At 66.8% G+C, this 24,578-nt stretch carries 16 protein-coding genes and 1 pseudogene; 13 read left to right on the plus strand and 4 right to left on the minus strand.

Features of this window, described 5'->3' with window-relative positions; all coding sequences use genetic code 11:
* Positions 1–216 precede the first annotated feature (216 nt).
* The 13 genes and pseudogenes from E9536_RS23520 to E9536_RS23580 all read left to right on the plus strand — a co-directional run bounded on the left by E9536_RS23520 (position 217) and on the right by E9536_RS23580 (position 15,756).
* Positions 217–1,803, plus strand: coding sequence for an ABC transporter substrate-binding protein (locus E9536_RS23520; RefSeq protein WP_027792825.1), 1,587 nt, complete (start codon positions 217–219; stop codon positions 1,801–1,803).
* 79 nt (positions 1,804–1,882) lie between these two features.
* Positions 1,883–2,836, plus strand: coding sequence for an ABC transporter permease (locus E9536_RS23525; RefSeq protein WP_027792824.1), 954 nt, complete (start codon positions 1,883–1,885; stop codon positions 2,834–2,836).
* Between the two features lie 30 nt (positions 2,837–2,866).
* Positions 2,867–3,826, plus strand: coding sequence for an ABC transporter permease (locus tag E9536_RS23530; RefSeq protein ID WP_060084714.1), 960 nt, complete (start codon positions 2,867–2,869; stop codon positions 3,824–3,826).
* Positions 3,826–5,700: an ABC transporter ATP-binding protein gene (locus tag E9536_RS23535; protein WP_136470865.1), complete on the plus strand. Its 1,875-nt coding sequence runs from the start codon at positions 3,826–3,828 to the stop codon at positions 5,698–5,700. The genes E9536_RS23530 and E9536_RS23535 overlap by 1 nt, the downstream gene beginning before the upstream one ends.
* A 140-nt stretch (positions 5,701–5,840) precedes the next feature.
* Positions 5,841–7,175 (plus strand): FAD-binding oxidoreductase, encoded by a 1,335-nt coding sequence (locus E9536_RS23540; protein ID WP_175861710.1) that lies wholly within the window; start codon positions 5,841–5,843, stop codon positions 7,173–7,175.
* 107 nt (positions 7,176–7,282) lie between these two features.
* Positions 7,283–7,747: an AraC family transcriptional regulator gene (locus E9536_RS23545; protein ID WP_051363326.1), complete on the plus strand. Its 465-nt coding sequence runs from the start codon at positions 7,283–7,285 to the stop codon at positions 7,745–7,747.
* 91 nt (positions 7,748–7,838) lie between these two features.
* On the plus strand, positions 7,839–8,573 hold the full coding sequence (locus E9536_RS23550; RefSeq protein ID WP_060197008.1) for a cupin domain-containing protein: 735 nt from the start codon (positions 7,839–7,841) through the stop codon (positions 8,571–8,573).
* Between the two features lie 2 nt (positions 8,574–8,575).
* A complete protein-coding gene (locus tag E9536_RS23555; protein ID WP_136470867.1) occupies positions 8,576–9,901 on the plus strand; it encodes an FAD-binding oxidoreductase in 1,326 nt (441 codons plus the stop codon).
* A gap of 192 nt (positions 9,902–10,093) precedes the next feature.
* A complete protein-coding gene (locus E9536_RS23560) occupies positions 10,094–11,563 on the plus strand; it encodes an aldehyde dehydrogenase family protein (RefSeq protein ID WP_136470869.1) in 1,470 nt (489 codons plus the stop codon).
* A gap of 69 nt (positions 11,564–11,632) precedes the next feature.
* Positions 11,633–12,820: a M20 aminoacylase family protein gene (locus tag E9536_RS23565; RefSeq protein ID WP_136470871.1), complete on the plus strand. Its 1,188-nt coding sequence runs from the start codon at positions 11,633–11,635 to the stop codon at positions 12,818–12,820.
* Positions 12,821–12,831: 11 nt separating this feature from the next.
* Positions 12,832–13,108: pseudogene (locus E9536_RS42170) on the plus strand (hypothetical protein); the annotation flags it as partial.
* A 720-nt stretch (positions 13,109–13,828) separates the two neighbouring features.
* The gene (locus E9536_RS23575) at positions 13,829–14,095 is read left to right on the plus strand and encodes a hypothetical protein (protein WP_124535498.1); all 267 of its coding nucleotides are present in this window, start codon (positions 13,829–13,831) and stop codon (positions 14,093–14,095) included.
* A gap of 17 nt (positions 14,096–14,112) precedes the next feature.
* Positions 14,113–15,756 (plus strand): DUF2334 domain-containing protein, encoded by a 1,644-nt coding sequence (locus tag E9536_RS23580; RefSeq protein ID WP_136470873.1) that lies wholly within the window; start codon positions 14,113–14,115, stop codon positions 15,754–15,756.
* A gap of 169 nt (positions 15,757–15,925) precedes the next feature.
* On the opposite strand, the gene E9536_RS23585 is transcribed toward E9536_RS23580, so the two are convergent.
* The 4 genes from E9536_RS23585 to E9536_RS23600 all read right to left on the minus strand — a co-directional run bounded on the left by E9536_RS23585 (position 15,926) and on the right by E9536_RS23600 (position 23,194).
* Positions 15,926–17,884 (minus strand): phosphatase PAP2 family protein, encoded by a 1,959-nt coding sequence (locus E9536_RS23585; RefSeq protein WP_136470875.1) that lies wholly within the window; start codon positions 17,882–17,884, stop codon positions 15,926–15,928.
* Between the two features lie 337 nt (positions 17,885–18,221).
* On the minus strand, positions 18,222–19,742 hold the full coding sequence (locus E9536_RS23590; protein ID WP_059699496.1) for a sensor domain-containing diguanylate cyclase: 1,521 nt from the start codon (positions 19,740–19,742) through the stop codon (positions 18,222–18,224).
* Positions 19,743–20,019: 277 nt separating this feature from the next.
* Positions 20,020–22,368, minus strand: a complete 2,349-nt coding sequence (locus tag E9536_RS23595) for a sensor histidine kinase (RefSeq protein WP_136470877.1) — start codon at positions 22,366–22,368, stop codon at positions 20,020–20,022.
* On the minus strand, positions 22,361–23,194 hold the full coding sequence (locus E9536_RS23600; RefSeq protein WP_136470879.1) for a response regulator: 834 nt from the start codon (positions 23,192–23,194) through the stop codon (positions 22,361–22,363). The genes E9536_RS23595 and E9536_RS23600 overlap by 8 nt, the downstream gene beginning before the upstream one ends.
* Positions 23,195–24,578: the final 1,384 nt, after the last annotated feature.

Here is a 24,578-nt window from a genome sequence, read left to right on the forward strand (position 1 = left end):
ACGTGGGCGCACGCAGCAATTCATGCTGCGCGGGCGGCTCAAAACGGTCGATTCGTATCGTGCGGGCGGCCCGAATCGCGACAAACCGCATTTTGGCGATGCTTAAATGAATTCCATATGCATGACGTCGGGCTCGCCACCAGCAGGCGGGCTCGGCGGGTTTCTCGAATCACGCTGGACCCCAGGACCCACTTTCAACAGTCAGGAGCAGTTCGGATGAGCGACGATATCGACAACGGCGGCGGCAACGGTGGTTTCACTCGCCGCGACATGATGAAGGTCATGGCGGCGAGCGGCATGATGGCCGCCGGCGCCGGCGGACTCCTGATGAACCCCGCGTCCGCATTCGCGGCACCCGCGGCGAAACGCGGCGGCAAGATCCGGGTCGCGAACGAATCCGGTTCGACGGCCGATACGCTCGACCCGGCCAAGGGCTCGACCGGCGCCGACTACATTCGCTTCTTCATGTTCTACAGCGGCCTCACGCAGCTCGACGCGAGCCTGACGCCGCAGATGAACCTCGCCGAGTCGCTGCAGACCACCGATGCGAAGACGTGGGTCATCAAGCTGCGCAAGGGCGTCACGTTCCACGACGGCAAGTCGGTCGGCCCGGCCGACGTGGTGTATTCGCTGATGCGCCACAAGAACGCCGCCACCGCATCGAAGGTCAAGCCGCTCGCCGACCAGTTCGCCGACGCGAAGGCGAGCGGCCCGGACGAAGTCACGCTCACGCTGGTCAGCGCGAATGCCGATCTGCCGGTGATTCTCGCGACGCCGCAGCTCGTGATCGTCAAGGACGGCACGACCGACTTCAGCACCGGCATCGGTTGCGGCCCTTACAAGCTCAAGTCGTTCAAGCCGGGCGTGTCGACCGTCGGCGTGCGCAACGACAGCTACTTCAAGCCGGGCCGGCCGTATCTCGACGAGATCGAGCTGATCGGCATCGGCGACAGCGCCGCGCGCCTGAACGCGCTGCTGTCGGGCGACGTGCACCTGATCAACGCGATCGATCCGCGCTCGACGCAGCGGGTCTCGTCGACGCCGGGCTACGCGCTGAAGGAAACCAAGTCGGGCCTCTATACCGACCTGATCATGCGCAGCGACAACCCGATCGTCTCGAATCCCGATTTCGTCGAAGGGATGAAGTACCTGTTCGATCGCGAGCAGATCCGCTCGGCGGTGTTCCGCGGTTACTCGGTGATCGGCAACGACCAGCCGATTCCGCCGGGGCATCGTTACTTCAACGCGTCGCTGCCGCAGCGCGCGCACGATCCGGACAAGGCGAAATTCCTGCTCCAGAAGGCGGGCGCGCTGGGTGTCACGCTGCCGCCGATGTATGCGACGTCCGACGCGAACGGGTCGGTCGAGATGGCCGTGCTGCTGCAGCAGGCCGGCCAGAAGATCGGGCTGAACCTGCAGGTCAACCGCGCGTCGCCCGACGGCTACTGGTCGAACCACTGGATGAAGCACCCGCTCACCTTCGGCAACATCAACCCGCGCTCGAGCGCCGATGTGCTGTTCACGCAGTTCTTCAAGTCGGATGCACCGTGGAACGAGTCGGGCTGGAAGAACGCGAAGTTCGACCAGTTGCTGCTCGCCGCGCGTTCGGAAACCGACGACGCGAAGCGCAAGCAGATGTACGGCGACATGCAGGTGATCGTGTCGCAGCAGGGGCGGGTCGGCATTCCGGCCTTCATCAGCTTCCTCGACGGTTATGACAAGCGCCTCGCCGGTCTCGGTTCGATCCCGACCGGCGGGATGATGGGCTTCATGTTCGCCGAGCACGTGTGGTGGAACGCGTGACGTCGTTGCTGGCGGCCGCTTTGCGGCCGGTGCGGGCGACCGCGCCGGCCACGCGCGGCCTTTTCGGGAGTGTCGCTTCATGAACCGAATTCTCATCGGCCTGATCGTCCGACGCATCGCGCTCACCGCGCTGACGTTGCTGATCGTGTCCGCGATCATCTTCACGATCACGAACCTGCTGCCCGGCGACGCCGCGCAGGCCGCGCTCGGCCAGTCGGCGACACCGGAGACGGTTGCCGCGCTGCGCCAGCAGTTCGGCCTCGACATGCCCGCGCACGTGCGTTACGCGCACTGGCTCGCCGGCCTGATGCACGGCGATTTCGGCCGTTCGCTGTCCGGCGACATGCCGGTGTCGGAGATGATCGGCGGACGCCTGCCGAAGTCGCTCACGCTTGCGGCGATCACGACCGCCGTGTCGGTGCCGATCGCACTGCTGCTCGGCATCCTCGCGGCGGTCAAGCGCGAGTCGCTGGTCGACCGCGTGATCAGCCTCGGCACGCTGTCGCTCGTCGCGACGCCGGAATTCCTGATCGCGACCGTCGCCGTGCTCGTGTTCGCCGTGAAGCTGCGCTGGCTGTCCGCGTTGTCGTACAGCGGCGAGATCGAAAGCCTGCACGATTTCCTGCGTGCGTATGCGATGCCGGTGCTGACGCTGTGCGCGGTCGTGATCGCGCAGATGGCACGCATGACGCGCGCCGCGGTGATCGAGCAGTTGAGCGCGTCGTATGTCGAGATGGCCGTGCTCAAGGGCGCGAGCCCCGCACGCGTCGTGCTGCGCCATGCGTTGCCGAACGCGATCGGCCCGATCGCCAATGCGATCGCGTTGAGCCTGTCGTATCTGCTCGGCGGCGTGATCGTCGTCGAGACGATCTTCAACTATCCGGGCCTCGCGAGCCTGATGGTCGACGCCGTCAGCAACCGCGATTTCCCGCTGGTCCAGGCTTGCACGATGATCTTCTGCGTCGCCTACCTGACGCTCGTGCTGTTCGCCGACCTGTGCTCGATCGTGTCGAACCCGCGACTGCGGACCTGACCGTCCCGTCCTTCTTCCGAGATGCCGCCCATGCACCCGACCGACCCCGTTCAACGCAGCAACACGCTGCCGCCGTCCGGCGAACCGCGCCCGCCGTGGGGCGGCGCGACGCCGCCCGCCGCCCCGGCCCCCGACCAGCCGCGCAAGCGCCGTGCCGCACGCATCGAATTGACGGCCGGCGGCCGTGTCGGCCTGTCGATGGTCGGGCTGATGCTGTTCATCGCGGTGTTCGCCCCGCTGCTCGCGCCGCACGACGTGGGCGCGATCGTCACGCCGGACGTGTTCGCGCGGTTCAGCGCGAAGCTGCCGTTCGGCTCCGACTTCCTCGGCCGCGACATGCTGAGCCGGATCCTGTACGGCACGCGTCTGACCGTGCTGCTCGCGCTCGCCGCGGTGCTGCTCGCCGCGCTGACCGGCACGACGCTCGGGCTGCTCGCGACCGTGTCGGGCCGCGCGGTCGACGAGACGATGAGCCGGCTGCTCGACGCGCTCACGTCGATTCCGTCGAAGATGTTCGCGCTGATGTTCGTCGCCGCGTTCGGCTCGTCGCTGCCGCTGCTGGTCCTGACCGCCGCGGTCAGCTACATGCCGGGCTCGTACCGGATCGCGCGCGCGCTGGCGGTCAACATCAGCACGCTCGAATTCGTGCAGGTCGCGAAGGCGCGCGGCGAAAGCGCGCTGTACATCGCGTGCGTCGAGATGCTGCCGAACATGATTCATCCGATGCTCGCCGACACGGGCCTGCGCTTCACGTTCGTCGTGCTGCTGCTGAGCGGCCTGAGCTTTCTCGGGCTCGGCGTGCAGCCGCCGTATGCAGACCTCGGCTCGCTCGTGCGCGAGAACATCGCGAGCCTCGGCGACGGTTCGGCTGTCGCGATCATGCCCGCGGTCGCGATCGCGATCCTGACGGTGGGCGTCAACCTGTTGATCGACGGTCTGCCGCATCGCGGCCGCCGCAAGGGCGCGGCCGCGGCCGCCGGAGAACACTGATGCGAGATCAATCGACTCCGCTCGTCGAGGTGCGCGGGCTGCGCGTTGTCGGCGGTCGCCCGGGCGCCGCGGAAACGACGATCGTCCACGACGTCGACTTCGAGATCGGGCGCGGCGAGGTGCTCGCGCTGATCGGCGAATCCGGCTCGGGCAAGACGACGATCGCGCTGTCGCTGATGGGCCACGCGCGCACCGGTTGCCGGATTGCCGGCGGCTCGGTGAAGATCGGCGGCACGGACGTCTGCAGGCTGTCGGCGTCGGGCCTGGCCGCGCTGCGCGGCCGCAAGGTCGCGTATATCGCGCAGAGCGCGGCTGCCTCGTTCAATCCGTCACGCACGATCCTCGACCAGGTGATCGAGAGCGCGCTGATTCACCGGACGATGTCGAAGCGCGATGCGCAGGCAAAGGCGGTCGAGCTGTTCCGCGCGCTCGCGCTGCCGGAGCCGGAGACGATCGGCAAGCGCTATCCGCACCAGGTGTCGGGCGGGCAGTTGCAGCGGCTGATGGCCGCGATGGCGCTGATCACCGATCCGGAGCTCGTGATTCTCGACGAACCGACCACGGCGCTCGACGTCACCACGCAGATCGACGTGCTGCAGGCGTTCAAGAGCGTGATCCGGCGCTACGGGATGAGCGCGGTCTACGTGTCGCACGACCTGGCCGTGGTCGCGCAGATGGCCGACCGGATCGTCGTGCTGAGCGACGGCGTGATCCGCGAGACGGGCGACACCGAACAGATCCTGCATGCGCCGGCACACCCGTATACGCAGAGCCTGATCGCGGCGGTCACGCCGAACGATGCGCAACGCGACGGCAAACCGGCGCCGGCCGACCCGGCGCCGTTGCTCGAGGTGCGCGGCGCGGTCGCCGGTTACGGCGGCCGCAACGCGAAGGGCTGGCCCGCGAAGCTGATCCTGAACGAAGTCGACCTGCGCATCGGGCGCGGACAGACGGTCGGCGTGATCGGCGAATCGGGCTCCGGCAAGACGACGCTCGCCAAGGTGATCGCGGGCCTGGTGCCGGCGGCGGCCGGGAAGATCCTGCTCGACGGCGAGCCGCTCGCGCGCGATATCGGCAAGCGCACCAAGGAGCAGCACCGCCGGGTGCAGATCGTGTTCCAGAATGCCGACACCGCGCTCAATCCGGTGCATACCGTCGAGCGCACGCTCGCGCGGCCGCTCGCGTTCTACCACGGGATCAAGGGCGCGCGTGCGCGGCAGCGCGTCGCGGAGCTGCTCGAACTCGTGCGGCTGCCGCAGGCGGTGGCCGCGCGGCGCACCGGCGAGCTGTCGGGCGGGCAGAAGCAGCGCGTGAACCTCGCGCGCGCGCTCGCGGCCGAACCCGACCTGATCCTGTGCGACGAAGTCACGTCGGCGCTCGACACCGTGGTCGGCGCCGCGATCATGGACCTGCTGCGCGACCTGCAGGCGAAGCTCGGCGTGTCCTACGTGTTCATCACGCACGACATCGCGAAGGTGCGCGCGATCAGCGACGACATCGTCGTGCTGTATGCGGGCCGCCGCGTGGAGACGGGCAGCCGCGACGCATTGTGCGCGCCGCCTTATCACCCGTATTCGCACCTGCTCGTGTCGTCCGCGCCGGAGCTGCGCGCGGGCTGGCTCGACGATGCGGCCGAGCGCTGCCATCGTCCGCTGGTGCCGATCGGCGAGCGCGCGGACGACGGCGAGCTGTGTCCGTTCCTGTCGCGCTGCGCGATGCGGGTGGACGGCGTCTGCAACCGGACGCCACCGGTGCTGCGCAAGCTCGACAACGGCGCGCAGGTGCTGTGCCATCGCAACGAGGAAGACCTGGCGCGCTTCCAGGCCGAGCCGACGCAGGCGGGTGCCGCGCCCGTGCAGCCCGTGCAGCTGTAATGCGCGACACGCCGCCGTTCGGCGCGCGCGACGTGGCAGCCGGTGCACCGCATAGTCTGCTGCGGCGGTCGCACAAAACGGCGATTTGCGCGCGTGCCGCGCGCGAATACGCGGCAACTGCGGTTTTTGATGATGATTAAATGATTTCCCGTGAACGGCAGCCGATCGTCGTCGCCAACAAGCTCGAGAAGGACCCGATGAAATTCGAATCGTACTGGCTGGATACCCGCCCCGCATTTCGCGCGGGCTGCGAGGGCCCCGTCGAAGGGCGCGCCGACGTGGTCGTGATCGGCGGCGGCTTTACCGGCTTGTCGGCGGCGCTCGCGCTGGCGCAGCGCGGCGTATCGGTGGTCGTGCTCGAAGCCGCGCAGGTCGCGGGCGAAGCGTCGGGCCGCAACGGCGGCCAGTGCAATACGGGTGTCGCGCAGGATTACGCGTCATTGGCCGCGCGCATGGGCGCGGAGCCGGCGAAGCAGTTCTATCGCGCATACGAAAGCGCGGTGAAGAGCGTCGAGTCGATCGTCGCCGAACACGCGATCGACTGCGATTTCCGGCGCGCGGGCAAGCTGAAGCTCGCCGCGAAGCCGCAGCATTTCGCGGGGCTGGCGAAGACGTTCGACGCGCTGCGGCGCGACGTCGATCCGGACATCGAACTGATCGAACCCGAGCGGATTCGCGATGAAGTCGCGTCCGACGGCTTCTACGGCGGACTCCTGCAGCGCAACGGTGCGCAGATGCACATGGGCAAGTTCGGTGTCGGGCTTGCGCACGCGGCGGTGCGCGCGGGTGCACGCGTCTACGAGCATGCGGCCGTCACGCAGCTGGACCGGCTCGACGGCGAGCGGCACGCGATTACCTGCACGCGCGGCAGGATCGTCGCCGATCGCGTGCTCGTCGCGACCGGCGCATCGCAGCACGGCCCGTTCGGATGGTTCCGGCGGCGCATCGCACCGGTCGGCAGCTTCATCGTCGTGACCGAGCCGCTCGCCGACGCGCAGTTGAACCGGCTGTTCCCGCATCGCCGTGCGTACGTGACGTCGCGCCAGATCGGCAACTACTTCCGCGTGACGCCCGACAACCGGCTGCTGTTCGGCGGCCGCGCCCGCTTCGCGATGTCGAGCCCGCGCTCCGACGCGAAAAGCGGCGACATCCTGCGCGCCGGCATGGCCGGCTATTTCCCGGAACTGGCCGACGTCCGGCTCGACTACTGCTGGGGCGGGCTGGTGGACATCACCGCCGACCGGCTGCCGCGCGCGGGCCAGCACGACGGACTCTATTACTCGATGGGCTACAGCGGCCACGGCGTGCAGATGTCGGTGCACATGGGCCGCGTCATGGCCGACGTGCTGTATGGCGCGACGGCCTCGAATCCGTGGCGCGAGCTCGACTGGCCGGCGATGCCCGGACATTTCGGGCACGCGTGGTTCCTGCCGTTCGTCGGCGCGTATTACCGGGTGCAGGATTTCCTGCACTGAAGCGGGCGCCGGGGAGAATTCAACATGACAGCGCGTTTCGTTTGCCCGTCAGCGGGCGTCGCCTTGCCGGCCGTGACACCGCAGGCGGCGACATGAGGACTGCCAGCATGCTCGACCTGATTCACGATTCGGTCGAAGACACGACGCCATGCACACCGCGCGTCGCGCGGCCCGTCTCGCCGGCGATCGGCGACGTGCTGCGCACGATCGACGCGTCGTTCGCGCAGCCGCTGAATCTCGACACGCTCGCGGCGGTGGCCGGGTTGAGCGTATCGCGTTTCACCGCGCGCTTTCGCAGCGAAACCGGGTTGTCCCCGCACCGGTATCTGTGCCTCGTCCGGGTGCGGCGCGCGCAGGACTTGTTGCGCGCCGGTGTGGCGCCGTCGGTCGTCGCGACCGACGTCGGTTTCTTCGACCAGAGCCATCTGTGCCGGCATTTTCGGCGGGTGCTCGGGATCACGCCGCGCGATTGCGTGGTCGCGCGACCGGGCGGTGCATCGGCGCGCACGACGTCGGCGCGCGCGCACACCGAACGCCGCGCGGGCGCAAGTGCGGGCGGCGTGCACACCTGACGGGATTCCGGCGGGTTCGCCGGCGAACGGAGATTTCCAATATTGCGCGACGGTTTCCGATCAGGCCGCCGCGCACTGCAGAGGAGCAGAAATGACCGCAGCTTTCGTGTTGCATCGTGCCGACGGCGCGCCTTGTTCCACCTCGTTCCGCAAGCAGGCATTCGGCGAGGGCGATCCTTTTGCGCGACATCGGGAGATCGCCTGGGAAGGCCCCGACTCGATGGCCGCGGGACGTATCGCCTTCGTCGGCGAACTCGACGTGGCGCGCTTTCCGCACATCGAAACGATCGCGGTCATCGAAGGCGAGCTGACGCTCGAAGCGGCCGGGGCCGCTCCGCTGGTGCTCGGGCCGGGGGAAGGGGCAGTCATCGGCGCCGGCACGGCGCTTCGCATCACCGCGGAATCGCGCGTGTTGCTGATGTTCTGCGCAGCCGCGTGCACGACGCCGACGAAACACGGCCTGTTTCCGCTGCGGGCCGACGCCGACTTCAAGCCTTCCGCATCGCTGCCGCCCGAGGTGCTGCTCGGCCCCGCACCGCAATGCCGCAGCGACAACGTGTTCCTCGACGACGGCGCCGGGTATTGCGCCGGTACGTGGGATTCGACGCCCTATCACCGGATCGTTCGCCCGCATCGCGTCAACGAGTTCATGCTCCTGCTGGCCGGCAGCGTGCGGTTCGCCGACCCCGACGGCAGCGTGCTGTCGCTCGGCACCGGCGATGCGCTGTTCGTGCCGCGCGGCGCATCGATCGGGTGGGAAAGCAGCGAACGCGTCGCGAAGTTTTACGTCGTGCAGAACGTACGCGCCTCAACCGAACGAGACTGACCATGTCCCCACCGCTGCGCCTTATAGAAACCTCGCCCACGCCGCCGGCATCGGCCGACGTCGTCGTGATCGGCGGCGGCATCATCGGCGTCTTTACCGCCTACTACCTGGCCCGGCGCGGGGTATCGGTCGCGCTCGTCGAGAAAGGGCGAATCGGCGCCGAGCAGTCGAGCCGCAACTGGGGCTGGTGCCGGCAGCAGAACCGCGACGAACGCGAATTGCCGATGGCGAGCAAGAGCATCGATCTGTGGGAACGATTCGCCACCGAATCCGGCGAAGACACCGGCTTTCATCGCTGCGGGCTGTTGTATCTGAGTAACGACGAGGCCGAGCTGTCGCGCTGGGCCAACTGGGGCGAGTTCGCGAAGACCGCGGGCGTGACGACATACATGCTCGACCGCAAGCAGGCCACCGAGCGCGGACACGCGACCGGGCGGACGTGGAAAGGCGGCGTCTTTTCGCCGACCGACGGCACGGCCGACCCGGAGAAGGCCGCACCGGCCGTCGCCGCCGCACTGATGAAGCTCGGCGGCAGTGTCCACCAGCACTGCGCGGCGCGCGGCATCGAACTCGAGGGCGGGCGTGTCGCCGGCGTCGTCACGGAGGCCGGCGTCATCAAGACCAGGACGGTCGTGCTTGCCGGCGGCGCATGGGCGTCGTCGTTCTGCCGCCAGCTCGGCATCCGCTTTCCGCAGGCGTCGATCCGTCAGTCGATCCTGAGCGTGTCGCCTGTCGAGCATCCGCTGCCGGGTGCGATGTATACGTCCGGTGTGTCCGTGACGCGCCGCAGCGACGGACGCTACGCGCTGGCGATCAGCGGTCGCGCGCGCGTGGACGTGACGCCGCAGTTCCTGCGATTCGCGCCGCAATTCTTGCCGATGTTCGCGAAGCGCTGGCGCAATCTTCTGCCGGGCTGGCTCGAAGGCGTGCGCGGGGGGCATGAAACGCTGAAGCGCTGGCGGCTCGATGAACCGACGCCGATGGAGGCGGTACGCATTCTGGATCCGAAACCGGACATGCCGACGGTCAACGAGACCCACCGCCGCGCCGCCGAACTGTTTCCCGAACTTCGCGACGCGAAGATCACGCACGCATGGGCCGGATTCGTCGACAGCACGCCGGACGGCGTGCCGGGCATCGGCGAAGTGCCGGGTGTGCCGGGGCTGATCCTTGCCGCGGGCTTTTCCGGTCACGGCTTCGGCATCGGGCCGGGCGCCGGGCATCTGATCGCGGATCTCGCGACCGGTGCGCAACCGCTGGTCGACCCGGTGCCGTATCGGCCGGAACGGTTCAGCGATTCCGCGTGGGGCAAGGTCGCGGATTTCTAGTACGCGGGGCGACGGCGGCCACGGCGCGAACCGTGGTCATGCCGATGGCGCGAATCGTCGACGGACGGTCGACGGACGCGCCGCTCTCAACCTGTCGACAAGCTTCGATCGGCCCGTTTTATCCGACCGCTTCGGCAGACTGTCGTTCGTGCCGTTCGCGGGCGTGCAGCACCGCCTCAAGGACATCCTGCAATGAATTCATCCGTCATTTCCCCCGTTCATCACCTGATGCAAGCCGGCAGGCTGGATCGTTTCTTCATCGACGGCGACTGGGTCCTGCCCGACGGCGGCGACCGGTTCGCGGTCGTATGTCCGTCCACCGAGGACACGGTGTGCGACATCCCGCTCGGCAGCGCACGTGACGCCGACCGGGCCGTCACCGCCGCGCGCCGCGCGTTCGAACGGTGGTCGGCCACTTCGCCGCAGGCGCGCGCCGCGCTGCTCGATCGCGTCCACACGTTGATGCTGGAGCGGGCGGAACTGTTCGCCACGGCGCTGGCCACCGAGATGGGTGCGCCGATCGCCTATGCGCGCGCCGCGCACGTGCCGCTCGCGGCCGAGCATATCCGGGTCGCGCGCGACAATCTCGCGCGCTATCCGTTCGTTTCCCGACGCGGGACGACCGCGATCGTACGCGAGCCGATCGGCGTGTGCGCGCTGATCACGCCGTGGAACTGGCCGATCTACCAGATCACCGCGAAGGTCGGCCCGGCGCTCGCGGCCGGTTGTACGGTCGTCCTGAAACCCAGCGAGCTGTCGCCGCTCAGCGCATTGCTGTTTGCGGAAGTGATCGCCGATGCGGGGGTGCCGGCAGGCGTATTCAACCTGGTGAGCGGCAATGGTGCGGAGGTCGGCTCCGCGCTTTCGTCGCATCCGGAGGTCGACATGGTGTCGATCACCGGATCGACCCGCGCGGGCGTGCTGGTCGCGCAGGCAGCCGCGCCGACCGTCAAGCGCGTCGCGCAGGAACTCGGCGGCAAATCGCCCAACATCGTGTTGCCGGATGCGGACTTGACGCAGGCGATCGCCCCCGGCGTGGCCGCCGCATTCAGGAACATGGGCCAGTCGTGCAGCGCGCCGACCCGCATGATCGTGCCGCGCGCCGCGCTCGGTGCGGTCGAGGCGCTGGCCGTCGCGGCAGTGGAGCGGCTGGTGGTCGGCGATCCGTTCGCCGAGGCGACGACGCATGGGCCGCTTGCCAATCGCGCGCAGTTCGGGCGGGTCGCGCAGATGATCGATGCAGGCATCGACGAACGGGCGAAGCTCGTCGCCGGCGGCCCGGGGCGGCCGGCGGGATTCGATCGGGGCTTCTACGCGCGGCCGACCATTTTTTCCGACGTGCGCACCGACATGGCGATCGCGCAACAGGAGATTTTTGGTCCGGTCCTCGCGATCCTTCCCTACGACACGGTGGAAGAAGCGATCGCCATTGCGAACGACACGGTTTACGGGCTCGGCGCGCATGTGCAGGGCAGCGACCACGAAAGCGTACGCGCGGTGGCCGCCCGCATCCGGGCAGGGCAGGTGCACTTGAACTATCCGGCATGGGATCCGCAGGCGCCGTTCGGCGGCTACAAGCAGTCGGGCAACGGCCGTGAGTACGGGATCGAAGGGATGGAGGACTACATGGAAATCAAGTCGATCATCGGCTTTTACGACTGACGCAGCCGCTGCGTGCGAACGCGGCGGCAGCACGGACTGGAAGCCGCTTACTTTCGGAAGGTGCCGAAATTGGAAAAACCTGTCATTCCCGATACGTCGCTGCAAGCGCATCACGCGCACTGGGCAAGGCTGCGGCGCGATCTGCATGCGCATCCCGAGCTGCGATTCGAAGAACACCGGACGGCCGACGTCGTTGCCCGCGAGCTCGACGCGCTCGGTTATGCGGTATCGCGTGGGCTGGGCGGCACGGGTGTCGTCGCGAGCCTGCCCGGTGCGGACCCGGCGCGCGGCATCGTGCTGCGTGCGGATCTGGATGCACTGCCGATCCAGGAAGCCAACGACTTCGCGCACGCGTCGGGCACGCACGGGATCATGCACGCATGCGGGCACGACGGCCATACCGTCATGTTGCTCGGCGCCGCGCGCATCCTGAAGGAGCTGCCGCCATTGCCGGGTGCCGTTCATTTCGTGTTTCAGCCGGGAGAAGAGGGCGGCGCGGGCGCGCGCAAGATGATCGACGACGGGTTGTTCGAGCAATACCCGACCGAAGCGGTGTTCGGCATGCACAACTGGCCCGGCTTGCCTGCCGGGCATTTCGGATTGCGTACCGGCCCGATCATGGCCGCGGGCTCGCGCTTCAGGATCAAGGTGACCGGCAAGGGCGCGCACGCGGCGCAGCCGCATCTGGGCATCGATCCCGTTCCGCTCGCGTGTTCGATGGTGCTGCAGTGTCAGACCATCGCCGCGCGGCACAAGGATCCCGTGGACCCTGCGGTCATTTCCGTCTGCATGATCCATGCGGGCACGACGGACAACGTCATTCCGGACAGCGTCGAGCTGCGCGGGACGATCCGCACGCTGTCGTCCGCGTTGCAGCAGAAACTGCAGACAGACGTGCAGCTCACGTGCGAGGGGCTGGCGCGCGCGTATGGCGCGCAGGTCGACGTCGAGTTTTTCCAGTATTACCCGGCAACGGTCAACACGCCGGCCGAGACGGCGCTGTGCGAAGCGGTGATCGGCGACACGTTCGGTGGCGAACGCCTGTACCGCGACGTGCCGCCGAACATGACGTCGGAGGATTTCGGCTTCATGCTGGAGGAGCGGCCCGGCGCTTACGTGCTGATCGGCAATGCGCCGGAGGGCGAGGCGGCACCGTCGCTGCATCACCCGAAATACGATTTCAACGACGAAATCATCCCGGCCGGTGTCCGGTATTGGGTCGCGCTGGCGCAGCATTACTACAGGCGATCGTCGTGAACCTGTGCCTGATATCGGGGCGCGGCATCATGCTGCGCTAGATATGGGACGTGCGCACGCTACTCGACAGCGTGCGCACTCGTGCAGGTGTTGCCCGGCGTCGCGCAGCCCGCGAACGTGCGGGCGGTGTATCCGGCACGGCTGGCTGCGTCGGCGAAGGTGCGTGTGTCGACTGTCCGGCGGACGTATTCGGCCGCATGGCCTGGCCGGCCGTGTTCGGTGTCAACCTCCGCCGTGTCACGGCCGTCGTATCGTCAGGCCACGCTGCCGAGGCGCGTCGCCAAATGACCGCATGCGATGAAAGCCATCCTCGTAGCTGATTGACGATTGCAGGAAGATCGTCTTTTGTCATACGACAAAGGTTTCACGCTCCCGAACAAGTTCGCCTGTCCACGGGCGAATTGCGCCAGGCAGGACCGTCTTCACGGAACAGCGCAAATTCTCAGGATCGAAACGCTCCGACATGTAGGCCGTCGAGCCCACACGATTCGTGATCCATAGCATTTTTCACCCCACCGGCTCGGCCGCAAACCAGGCGCAGAGTCGAAATGCATTTCCTCTCCCCCTGCCGGTATCGATGATTCCTGAAGCCGGTACCACCGTGCATCGCCGCCGCGCGTTTCTTTGGCGTTACGTTTTTTTTGCGTTGCGATGTCGTTCTCCTTCGTCTGTTGCCGGCCCGCTTCGGTGGAACGGTGCCTGGCATCGTTAATGCATGTGTGGTCGGTGTGATGAGCAAACGAGGGCCGCAACTGCACGCTCGACACACGCATCGGGTGTCTGCCGTTTGCGGGTGCAGTCGCGGTCATCACAGGGCGACGTGACCGACGCCGGTGGCGGTTCCGTCGTCACGCGAGTGACGATGCGTGGCGCAATTCGTATGAGGTTGTTTCAGGCATCGACGTTCCCCAGGGTTCGCGATCGTCAGACACTCAATGCTCAGGCCAGGCGTTGTTCCGATGACATACCTCCGGTTCTCACGCAGAGACCAGTGAAAGGAGTTCTCCAATGAAATCCCCACTCAAGCTTGCCGTGGCATGTGCAGCGATCTTGTCCGCGACGGCATTGATGAGCCCCGTTTGCAACGCGGGAGCGTCCGGTGCTTCCGCCTCACACAAACGCGTCGAGCCGCCACCGCGCGCGGCAGTCGCGACGGAGATCGTGCCGGGCGTGGCGGAAGACGAGAAACGGAATGCCGAGCGCGAGCATGGCAGGGGACCGACCTTCAACGAAGGCAAACATCGTCGGGCCAACGGCGACTTTCAGCGCGACTAAGCACGAAGGAGATCACAATGAAGAAGCTCATCCTCGCATGGGTGCTGGTGCTCGGATTCGCATTCGGCCAGATGCCATCCACCGTGCTCGCCCAGACCACCACGGCGAACGTCCTCGTGCTCTATGACGCCCCACCGAACGACCCGTACACGAAGCTCGGCATGGCTTACGCGATCATGCTGCGCAATCTGCTTGGCCATTTCAACACCAATGTCACGCTTGCGCCCGTCGACAGCTATACGGCCGGAACCGTCGAAAAGTACCAGGCGACTTTCTACCTGGGGAACTATTACAACAACACCCTTCCTGCCGCATTTCTGTCGGACGTCGTCAAGACGTCGAAGACGGTGGTCTGGTTCAAGGACAACCTGTGGGAAGTCGCGTGGGATCCGTCGTACAACTTCACGGCCCGCTACGGATTCACCTTTAGCGGGATAAGCGGGCTGGCCTACGCGCCGACCAGCAGCAACCCGAACCCGGACTTCTTTGACACGGTGCTCTACAAGAACATGAGCATGGTCAAATACTATGCGTTCAACGCGAGCACCGGCGTCGTCAGCGCGGACCCGGACATCGGCATCACCGCGGTGTCCGACGCGACGAAGGCCAGTGTACTCGTCACCATCAAGGACAGTCAGACCGGTGCGCAGGCGCCTTATGTCATGCGCGCGGGCAATTTCTGGTACTTCGCCGACATGCCGTTCTCGTACATCGGGCCGCGCGACCGGTACCTGGTGATCTGCGATCTGCTGCATGACATTCTCGGGACCAACCAGCCGGTGCTGCATCGCGCGATGGTGCGTCTGGAGGACGTCAACGCATTCACGACCTCGTCGTCGATGAAGACGCTGACCGACTACATGTATTCCAAGAAAATTCCGTTTTCGATTGCGACCATCCCGCTGTACCAGGATCCGCTCGGCGCCTATAACGGCGGCGTGCCGCTGACCGTACACCTCGCGCAGGCGAGCAGTCTGAAGCAGGCGCTCAATTACGCGCTGATCCGGGGCGGCAGTATCGTGATGCACGGTTACACGCATCAATACAATTCGACGCCGAATATCGACAACGCGGTCAGCGGCAATGACTACGAGTTCTGGCTGGCGACGCAGAACCGTCCGGTGGACGAAGATTCGACACAGTGGGCATCGAACCGTCTGAAAGCGGGCCTGCTGGAACTGTCGACGAACGGCTATGTTCCCTTTGCGTGGGAAGCGCCGCACTACCAGTCGTCGCCTCTTTCGATCAAGGCCGTTCCGCCGCTGTTCAAGACGACGTACCAGCGGGTCGTCTACTACACGTCGGATCAGCCGAACCTGAATTCGACCGCGCCGAATCACGATTTTTCGGTCGGGCAGTTCTTCCCGTACATCATCAATACCGACTATTACGGGCAACGGGTGCTGCCCGAGAACCTCGGGAACATCGAATACAACATCTGCAGTATCGATCCGTTCTCGTGCCTGTCCTACACGTGGCAGGATCTCTACACGAATGCACAGTACGCGCTGACGGTTCGGGACGGTTTTGCGTCCTTCTTCTTCCATCCGTTCTGGCTCGAGCCCGACCTCGGCACGCCCGGGTTCCAGGATTTCCAGAGCCTGGTGAACGGGATCACAGGTCTCGGCTTTCAGTGGGTCGCCGGGAATGGCGTCAAGTAGATGATTCCGGAATCGGGAGCGAGCCGGGGAGCCGGGCTCGACTCCCTCGCCGGGTTCGATGGCGCTACGTTTCACTTCGTCGGAACGAGCGGGAGGCGGCGTACGGTCGTTTCGCATGGACGTCGCCGCCGGTCGGAGGCGACGTCGCACGGATCGATCGCTGTGCCGGTTACGCCGCCGACAGCACGATCGACACCCCCGTCGCCGTATAGACCGGCGTCGCCTTGAAGCCGTCGACGGTCACCGTCGAGAATTTCGCCGCGCCCGCTGCCGCGTCGATCAGCGCGATGGTGTCGCCGGCCTTCGGCGCATAACCGTTCACGAACTTCACGTGCAGCGTGCCGCCCGCGACGGTGAACGCGCCGCCCACGCGCAGGCGGCCGCCGCCGTTGCCGTCGATGTCGAGTTCGAGCGTCGTGTTGTCGAGCTGCGTATAGCGCGTCGCGATCGTGACGGGCGCACCCGCCGCGATCCGGATGCCGCCGCCGGCGCCGACATACACGTCGCCGTTGCCGAACGCCGTCGCGGACGCCGCGGCGAGCGTGCCGCCGCTGACCTGCGTGCCGCCCGTATAGCTGTTGTTGCCCGCGAGCGTCAGCGCGCCGCTGCCTTGCAGCGTCAGCTTGCCGGTGCCCGTGATGTTGTTGCGCCACAGGTCGGCGGCGTTGAGGCCGCCCTTCGACGCATCCATCGCGACGATCACGTTGCCGTTGAATGCGCCGTAACCGTCGGCGGCGGCGAACAGGTTCAGCCGGCCCCAGCCTTCCGCATCGTCCATCACCGGGTAGCCGGACGGCAATTCGGTGGTCTTCAGCACGACGCGCCGCTGATCCGCGCCCAGGTACGGGAAACGCGTCTGCAGCAGGATCTCCGCCCCCTTCGGCACGACCGGCGGCGCGCCGGTCGCGTCGAGCGCGCCGAAGCCGTAGGTCATGCGGCGCGCGAAGGCCGCCTTGTTCGTCGCGTAATCGGCGAAGCGGTCGGTCGCCGTCGTGCCCGACCGTGCGAATGCCGCGAACGTCGAACCGGTCGTGCCGGTGAACTGCTGCAGCGTCTGGTGCGCCTGCCCGTAGGCGGCCTGCGCGTCGTTCGCGTACGCCGCGAGATTGGCCGCGCTGATCGCCAGCGCGAGCATGCGCCCGCCGATCACGTCGAGCGGCGAGTGCATGCCGGCGAGGATGCGGTTCTCGCCGAGTTCGAGGCCGCGGCTGACCATTTCCTGGTAGCGCTCCGGCACGAGCCACGCCATCGTCACGGCGTCGCGCATCGCTTCCGCCTGGTGGCCGCTGATGAACCCGCCGTCGGTCGCGGGCGTCGTGCTTTCCGCGGGCACGAGCGTGGGGGCGACGACGACACCCGTGCTCCAGCGGTACGGTCGCGCATACTTGTAGAAGCGTTTCGCGGGTTCGGTCGACGCGTTGTTGCCCATCTCGTTGAGCAGGTCGACGACTTTCCCGAAGCTCGCGTTCGCGCTGCCGCCCACGCCCACGTTGTTGCCCGTGTCGTTGTACAGGACGGTCGTCGCGTCGGCCGGCACGCTGGTGATGCTGGTCGTCTGCTGCGCGGCCGTGCGCCATGCGGAAGTGAGCGGCCCCATGCCGTCGGTCACGCTGTAGCCCTTGCCGCGCCGGTCGTCGTAGTACGCGGCGTCGGCTTGCTGCGGCGTGCGCGCGGTCGTCGCGTTGACCACGTATTGCACGTTCGCCCGCAGCACCGCGTCGTTCAGGATCGTGCCGCACGGCGTGCCGTTGCCGGGCAGCCCCGTGCAGGTCGACGGCGAAATGGCCGGAAACGCGCCGTTGGCCGGCGCGCTCACGCCCGCATCGACGAGCATCGTCGACGGCTGCCACAGGTCGAGGAAGCGGCTGACCACGCGCACCGCGGCGTTCGTCGACAGCGTGGCGTAGCGCGCGTCGCCGCGCTGGTTGGTCGCGACGTTGTCGACGAAGGCGGGCACGCCCGGAACCGGCGCACTGTCGACGAAACCGGGATCGGCCGGCGGCGCCGGCATGGCCGCGCTGGTCGGGGTGGTCGAGGCGACATCGTCGCCGCCGCCGCACGCGGCGAGAACGATCGCGCTCGACAGCGCGGCGACATGCAGCGGGAAACGGCTTCGTGACGCAAACATGCAAGACTCCATCCTGATGGTCAAAGATGGCGAATTGTGGTGACGATTCGTTACGCGGCCGTTAAGGATTTGTTGCGTGTCGTACTCCGTGCGCGAAAATTCCCACTATCTGGTTAATTCACGATACTGAACATCTCGGATGCCATTTTTTACGCATCCGAGACGGATATGTAGCGGCGTGCCGCTACGCGCCGGCCATACGCGTGGATGGAAAGTCCGGCGGCCTCGATATCGAACAACGATCCCTGTTGCCGCAACGACCCATGACGGGGCAGTGGCCCGGGGCAATCGTTTGTGTGCAGCCCGCGGCCCGGAGCCGCGACTCGACCCGTGGCCGTCATGCCGAGCGCGCGGACGGCTCCGTTTCCGCGCAACACACCCGGTTTCGGCCTTCGCGCTTCGCGCGGTAAAGCGCCATGTCCGCCTGATGCGACAGCGCGTGCACGGAGGCGGGGCGTGCGCGATGGCCGGTCGCGCAGCCGATGCTGACGGTGAACGGCGGAACGGGTTCCGCGAACCCGTCGAGCCGGTTGTGTTCGACCTCGCGGCGAATCGCCTCCGCGACCTTCGCGGCACCGCGTTCGTCGGTGTCGGGCAGCACCGCGACGAACTCTTCGCCGCCGTAACGCGCGGCGAGGTCGCCGCGCCGCTGCGTATGGGCACGGATGCATGCGGCGAGGAACCGGAGCGCCGTGTCGCCGCGTGCGTGCCCGTATCGGTCGTTGTACTGCTTGAAGTGGTCGGCATCGATGAACAGCACCGACAGGCTGCCGTCGTGGCCGCGCTGGAGCCGTTCCCATTCGTCGGCCAGCGCGACGTCGAGCGCGCGGCGGTTGTGCAGGCCGGTCAGCGGATCGGTGCGCGTGAGGTCGGTGAGCAGCGTCTGCTTGCGAAGGTTGTCCCGCAACGCGAACGCGAGCAGCCAGACGACCGCGCAGAAGAGCGCGCAGAGGAGCGACGCCGACACGCCGACCGACCACGACATCCGGATGAAACCGGCCAGCACGTCGGCTTCGGCCGGCGCGACGACGGCGATCAGCGGTGTGCCGGGCACCCGCTGGAACGTATAGAGCCGCAGCGTTCCGTCGATGCGCGAATGCGCCGCGTAGAAGCCCGAATCCTGGTTCAGCATGCGATCGAAGGCTTTCGAGCGGCGCAGGCGAACCATCTGGTGATCGTTCAGCGAAGGGTTGCGGGCGAGGATAGTGCCGTCCGCGCGCACGATCGCGCTGATGCCGTGCGGCCCGACGTCCAGCCGCGACAGCAGCTGATCGAAATAGGCGAGGTCGATCGCGACCACCGCGATGCCGTTGAACGTGTGGTCCGGTCGTTCGATGCGCCGGGAGAGCGCGATCGATTCCGTGCCGCCGCGCGAGCGCGCGCGATACGCCTCCGACACGTAAAGGCCGACGTTCGGCGAGTCGCGATGGACCTTGAAATAGTCGCGATCGCCGAAGTTCCAGTGATGGGACGGGCCGCAGCACGCGTCGATCAGCCGGCCGTCCCGGTCCGTCACGCCCATCCCCGTCACGTATTGCGCGGCCGCGCGCTGGAACAGCAGGTCGTGCCGCAGCCCGGCGTCCATGCGTCGCACCTCCGGCTTGCCGAGATCGGCGGAGAGCGCGATCAGCGCGTTGTTGGACGTTTCGACGGTTCGCGCGATCTCGCTGACCAGCACGGCGGCGACGTTGCGCGAGGTTTCGTGCGCGTGCTCGACGACTTCGCTTCTCGTGGCCCAGAGCGTGGCCGCGCTGATGCCGATCGCCGCGAGCGACATCAGGGTGCCCAGCGCGCCGACGACAAGATGGTTTCGTCCTGCCCAGTCGGCGATTTTCTCGATGGAGGTGGATGCGGACATGCTGGCGCTCGCAGGGGGAGGCCCGGCGCGATGAACCGGGCTGCGCTGAAACCCGGGTTAACGGCAGGTCGTCGAAGAAATCGAGGCCCGGATGCAATCCAAGTGGGCGCGGTGCAGCGCGCAAACGTGTGCGTGCCGGGTGCTCGACGGGGCGCGTATCGGAAAGCGCGAGCGGGGGCGCGGCTGGCGAAGCGATCGCGTCGCGGGCTGGACGATCGGCGCGGCGGAATCCGGAACGCGGGCCTGACGCGGTGCCGGCGATGTCCCGTCCGCGCGATCAAGCCGGCCCGGCCGCGTCCGTCTCCGCGTCATCCGTCGCCGCCGCGTGGCGTGCGCGTTTCAGCGTACCGGCCAGCTTCTCGATCGCATGCAGGTCCAGCGTATCGAGATGCTCGCGCACCTCCTGCACGAAGGCCGCGTAATCCTGTTCGTTCGCGTACTGGCCGAGCCATTCCTCGATATCGGTGAGCTGCCCGTTGCCGGCAAGCCGGATCAGCGCGTCGAGTGCATCGTCGGGCGGGCAGCCCATCGCGGGCGCGGTGCCGCCCGGCACGACCTCGTCCGCCGCATGAAACCGCCGCACGAGCTCCGATGCCGGCACGAGCACGTGCCCGACGGCCGGCGCGACGATCGCGAACGAGAACGACGTGCCGACGCCGGGCTGGCTCGCGACGGCCAGCTCGCCGCCCATCGCGCCGACGATGCGCTGCGCGATGAACAGGCCGAGCCCGGTGCCCCCGTTGACGGCCTGTACCTGCTGGTACGCGCGAAAGATGTCGCGGGTGCCGCTGACGTCGATGCCGATGCCCGTATCGGCGACCTCGAACAACAGGCGCCATGCGTCGCCTTCGCGCGACGCATGCACCGACAACGTGACCGTGCCGTCGCGCGTGAACTTCGATGCGTTGGACAGCAGGTTCAGCAGCACCTGCTGCAGCCGCATCCCGTCGACCGACATCGTGCGCGGCAGCGGGCTGGCCGGCCGGTACACGAACCGGTTGTCCTGCTGCGCGCACAGCGCGAAAGCATAGTGGCCGATGTCGTCGAGCAGGCCGGGCAGGTCGGTCACGTCCGGCGACACGCCGAGCGGCTGCAGCTCGGCCTTCGTGAACGCAAGGAGTTCGTCGATCAGCGTGAGCTGGTAGCGGATGCTGCGGTCGATCGAGCGGATCAGCCGTGCCTGGCCGCGCGTCGCGCCTTGCAGCAGCAGCTTCGCGTAGCCGTTGATCGTCGACAGCGGCGCGCGCAGGTCGTGGCTGACGTAGCCGAGCGTCTCGATCTTCTGCTGCATGTGCGTCGTGACCTGCTGGAGCGCGTCGTTGAGCGCGAGCGTGCGCCGTGCGACTTCGTCGCGCAGGCGATCCTGTTCGGTGAGCTGCCAGTGTTCGAGCCGCTTGCGCGCCTCGGTGCGCTGACGGCCCACGTGGTGGATCCACGCGGCCAGCACCAGCAGGTGCGTGGCAAGCCCGACGATCGCGATGACGGGGTTCGGATAGATGTCGGACTTGAGCCAGGACAGCACCGGCGGCAACGCGTCGATGCCGTCGAGCACGCGGATCAGCATGTTGAAGGTGGCGAACGCGATCGCGATCAGCATCACGCGGCCGGTCGGCGTGCGGCGGACGGCGAGCCACAGCGCGAGGCTGATGTTGACGATCCCCAGCGCCGCGTTCAGCCGCAGGCAGAACCACGTGAAGGTCAGCAGGTCGCCGCAAGCGGCGCCGGCCACGCCGACGAACTCGAGCGCGAGGAATGCCATGTAGACCGCGCGCAACGGCAGCCTGGCCTGTTCGCGCCGGGCGACTGTCAGGATGAAGACGATGAAGCAGGCGATCGCGAGGTACACGAAGATGATTTCGCCGCGCGCCGACCACTCGCGCAGCGCGGGCGGCAGCGCCATCGCCGTATAACCGCGGTAGGCCGCTTCGAACAGCGTCGTGCCCAGCGCAAGCCCGGCCAGTACGTAGAACATGCCGCTGCGCGAAAAGAACCCGATCAGCAGCGCGCACCACACGAGCGCGAGCAGCCCGCCGAAGAAACCGAAGTCCCACATCGTCGCGCGCCGTTCCAGCGCATCCCATGCCGCACGGGTGAATGCCGCCGGCGCGAGCCGCATCTCCTTGCGCGACGTGACGCGGATCAGCACGGGGATGCTTGCGCCGGCGGGCAGCGTGACGTCGAGCGTCGGGTAGCGCGACGGCGGCCCGGCCGCATCGCCGCCGGCATCGGCGGCCGGGAAGCGGCCGTCGAGCGTCCACCGGCCGTTCCGGCCGACATAGAAGTCGGCATGGTCGACGCGCGCGTCGCGAATCGCCAGCACCAGCGGCCGAGCGGCGCTGTCACGGTTGACCAGCGTCGCACTGACCCACCATGCCGACCGCGAAAACTCGATGTTGAACGAGGGCGCTGTCGTCGTGGACGCATCGTGCGGCCGATCGGCAACGCGCGCGGCGACCTGTTCGGCGGTCATCGTCGTGCTCGCGTCCTCGAACACCGACACGGCTTCCAGTTGCGCGGGGTTCGGCGTCGCTGCCGCGCGGGCCGTCGCGCAGGTGACGGCCAGTGCGATCAGAAGCAGCAGCACCGTGCGCCATCCGGCCGCCCAAGCCGCGTCGCGACTACACATCGGGATGATGCCCGCCGGGTGTGGGCGGTGCGTTGACCGCATGGCGCTGGCGCCGCCAGTCGGACGGCGTGATGCCGAAGCGTTCGCGGAACGCCGTCGCAAAATTGCCGGGCGTGGAAAAGCCGATTTCCTCGGCGATGTCGCCGATCCCCATCGACGTCTCCGCGAGGAAATGCATCGCGGCGCGCAGGCGCGTGTCGCGCAGGTACTCGAACACGGTCAGGCCGAGCTGGTCGCGGAACACGCGCGACAGCCGCTTTTCGTGCGTGCCGACCTGCCGGGCGAGATCCTCGAGCGCCGGCGGATGGCGCAGGTCGCGCAGTAGCACCTCGGCCGCCGCGCGCACGAGGGCCGCCTCCGGGTTGTCGGGCATCTCGGGCAGGTGCGCGAACGGCTGGCTGCGCCGCGCGCGCTTCAGGTGGTTGCGGATCCGGACCAGCACTTCGGTCGGCTCGAACGGCTTGACGATGTAGTCGATCGCGCCGGTTTCGAGCCCCGCGATGCGATCCTCGAGATCGCCCGCGGCCGTGAGGATGATGACCGGGATGGACTGCGTCGACGGCGTCGACGCCAGCAGCCGGCACGCGGCGAAGCCGTCCATGCGCGGCATGCGGACATCCATCAGGATCAGGTCGGGCGCGATCGCCTGGGCGCGGTGATACGCCTGCAGCCCGTCGAACGCGACGCTGATCCGGCACCGCGCGGCCCGCAGGATTTCGGTCAGGAGCCGCAGGTCGTTCGGGCGATCGTCGACGACAAGAATATGGGCGTCGGCGAGATCCGGCGTGGAGCGAAGCGACGCCGGGCTGGACGAGCGGGATGACATGGTGGCGGACGCGGTGGAAGGGTGGTCGGTCGGATTGAAAGCTTCGCTTTCAGCGCGATTGTTGCGAAAAATTATATGTCGACAACAGTACCGATTGTGAGGATTCCGTGCGGCCCGTGTGGGCATATTCGGCGGGGCGCCGCGCGGTTTCGGCACCGGCGTTCCGCCGAATGGAATCGGAGTGGAAAAACATGCCGAATTGCATTTTTAATATCGGTCTTTATTTCCGGATTTTATCGGTTGACGAATCGAATTGGCCCGCAGAATGAATTCGAGCGAGTTGTGTCGAGAGACGATGCCTTTCAGTGTGAAGTTGATGCACTGAATCGACGCTCGCCCGATTAATGTCTTTTTGCGGGGTGGTCAAGATTTATCCGGATGAAAACCGGATTTCTGGCGTGAATGTATGAATGTAAATACCGTCCGCTCGGGAAAAGTTTTTTTCCGCTCCAGAAAAGATGCGTTTGAACGGATGACCGCACACTAGCCCCGGCGCGGCTGGAATCGGTTCTTCGAGGGGAACGGTTTTGCAAGAATTCCTGCCGCTGCCCTATTCAGATGACGCGATATTCAATGTGACATCGAATGATGGCAATTCTCAGGATGTGGGAATGCGATGACGGACAAGAAAATTGGCACGAGGGTAATACAAATTTCATAATTTTCCGAATGAGTGCGTATACAAGATAAGCGGAAAGATTGTGAGGTTGGTCAGGGTGTGACGCATCGACCAAAAAAATCGTCAAGAAAATTCGACCGATTAAATCGATGCGGGGGCGTTCGGCAAGTCAGGCGCTATTTCCGGAAATCCGGAAAAGCGTTTGACTGCCGGCGGAGAAAGTGAGCGGCTGCGCGCGCAGCCCGGCGGTCTGATCCGTCCGGGTGCGATCGCGCAGCGCGTTCTCGAATCAGGCGGGCACGAAAAACATGAACGCGACAGGCATGGCAGGTCAACGCACCGGTTCGAGCGAACCGGGTGCGCATGCTTCATACCCGGGGACTACTCGGCGTCATCCTCCTCCTGAATGAATCGTGACGGGCCGCCCCGGGGTTCGGGTCGGCATCCGTCCATCCGGCGTCTGAACGACGCCTTCCCATGAAATTCGAGGTCGCCGCCGGCTCGGCGCGACGGCGCGCGCATGCGGATTCGCGATGCGCGGGGTCGCGCGTTGCCGTCTTTCGCGCGACATCGGCTTCGATGAACCGATAACCGGCGAGTGCCGCCGCGCCGCGTGCCGATGCACGCGTGCGGCGTGCAGTCGTGCGATCGCCCGCGCGATCGCGATTACCGAGCAGTGTTGTTCGATCGTTTAGTTAGCCATCCAAAGTGAATCGCGAAGCGTCGCGGCACGGACGAGGGGGCAGGCCGATGCGTCATCGCCTG

This window comes from Burkholderia sp. LS-044, assembly GCF_004803625.1.
In the GTDB taxonomy this organism is placed as follows: Bacteria; Pseudomonadota; Gammaproteobacteria; order Burkholderiales; family Burkholderiaceae; genus Burkholderia; species Burkholderia cepacia.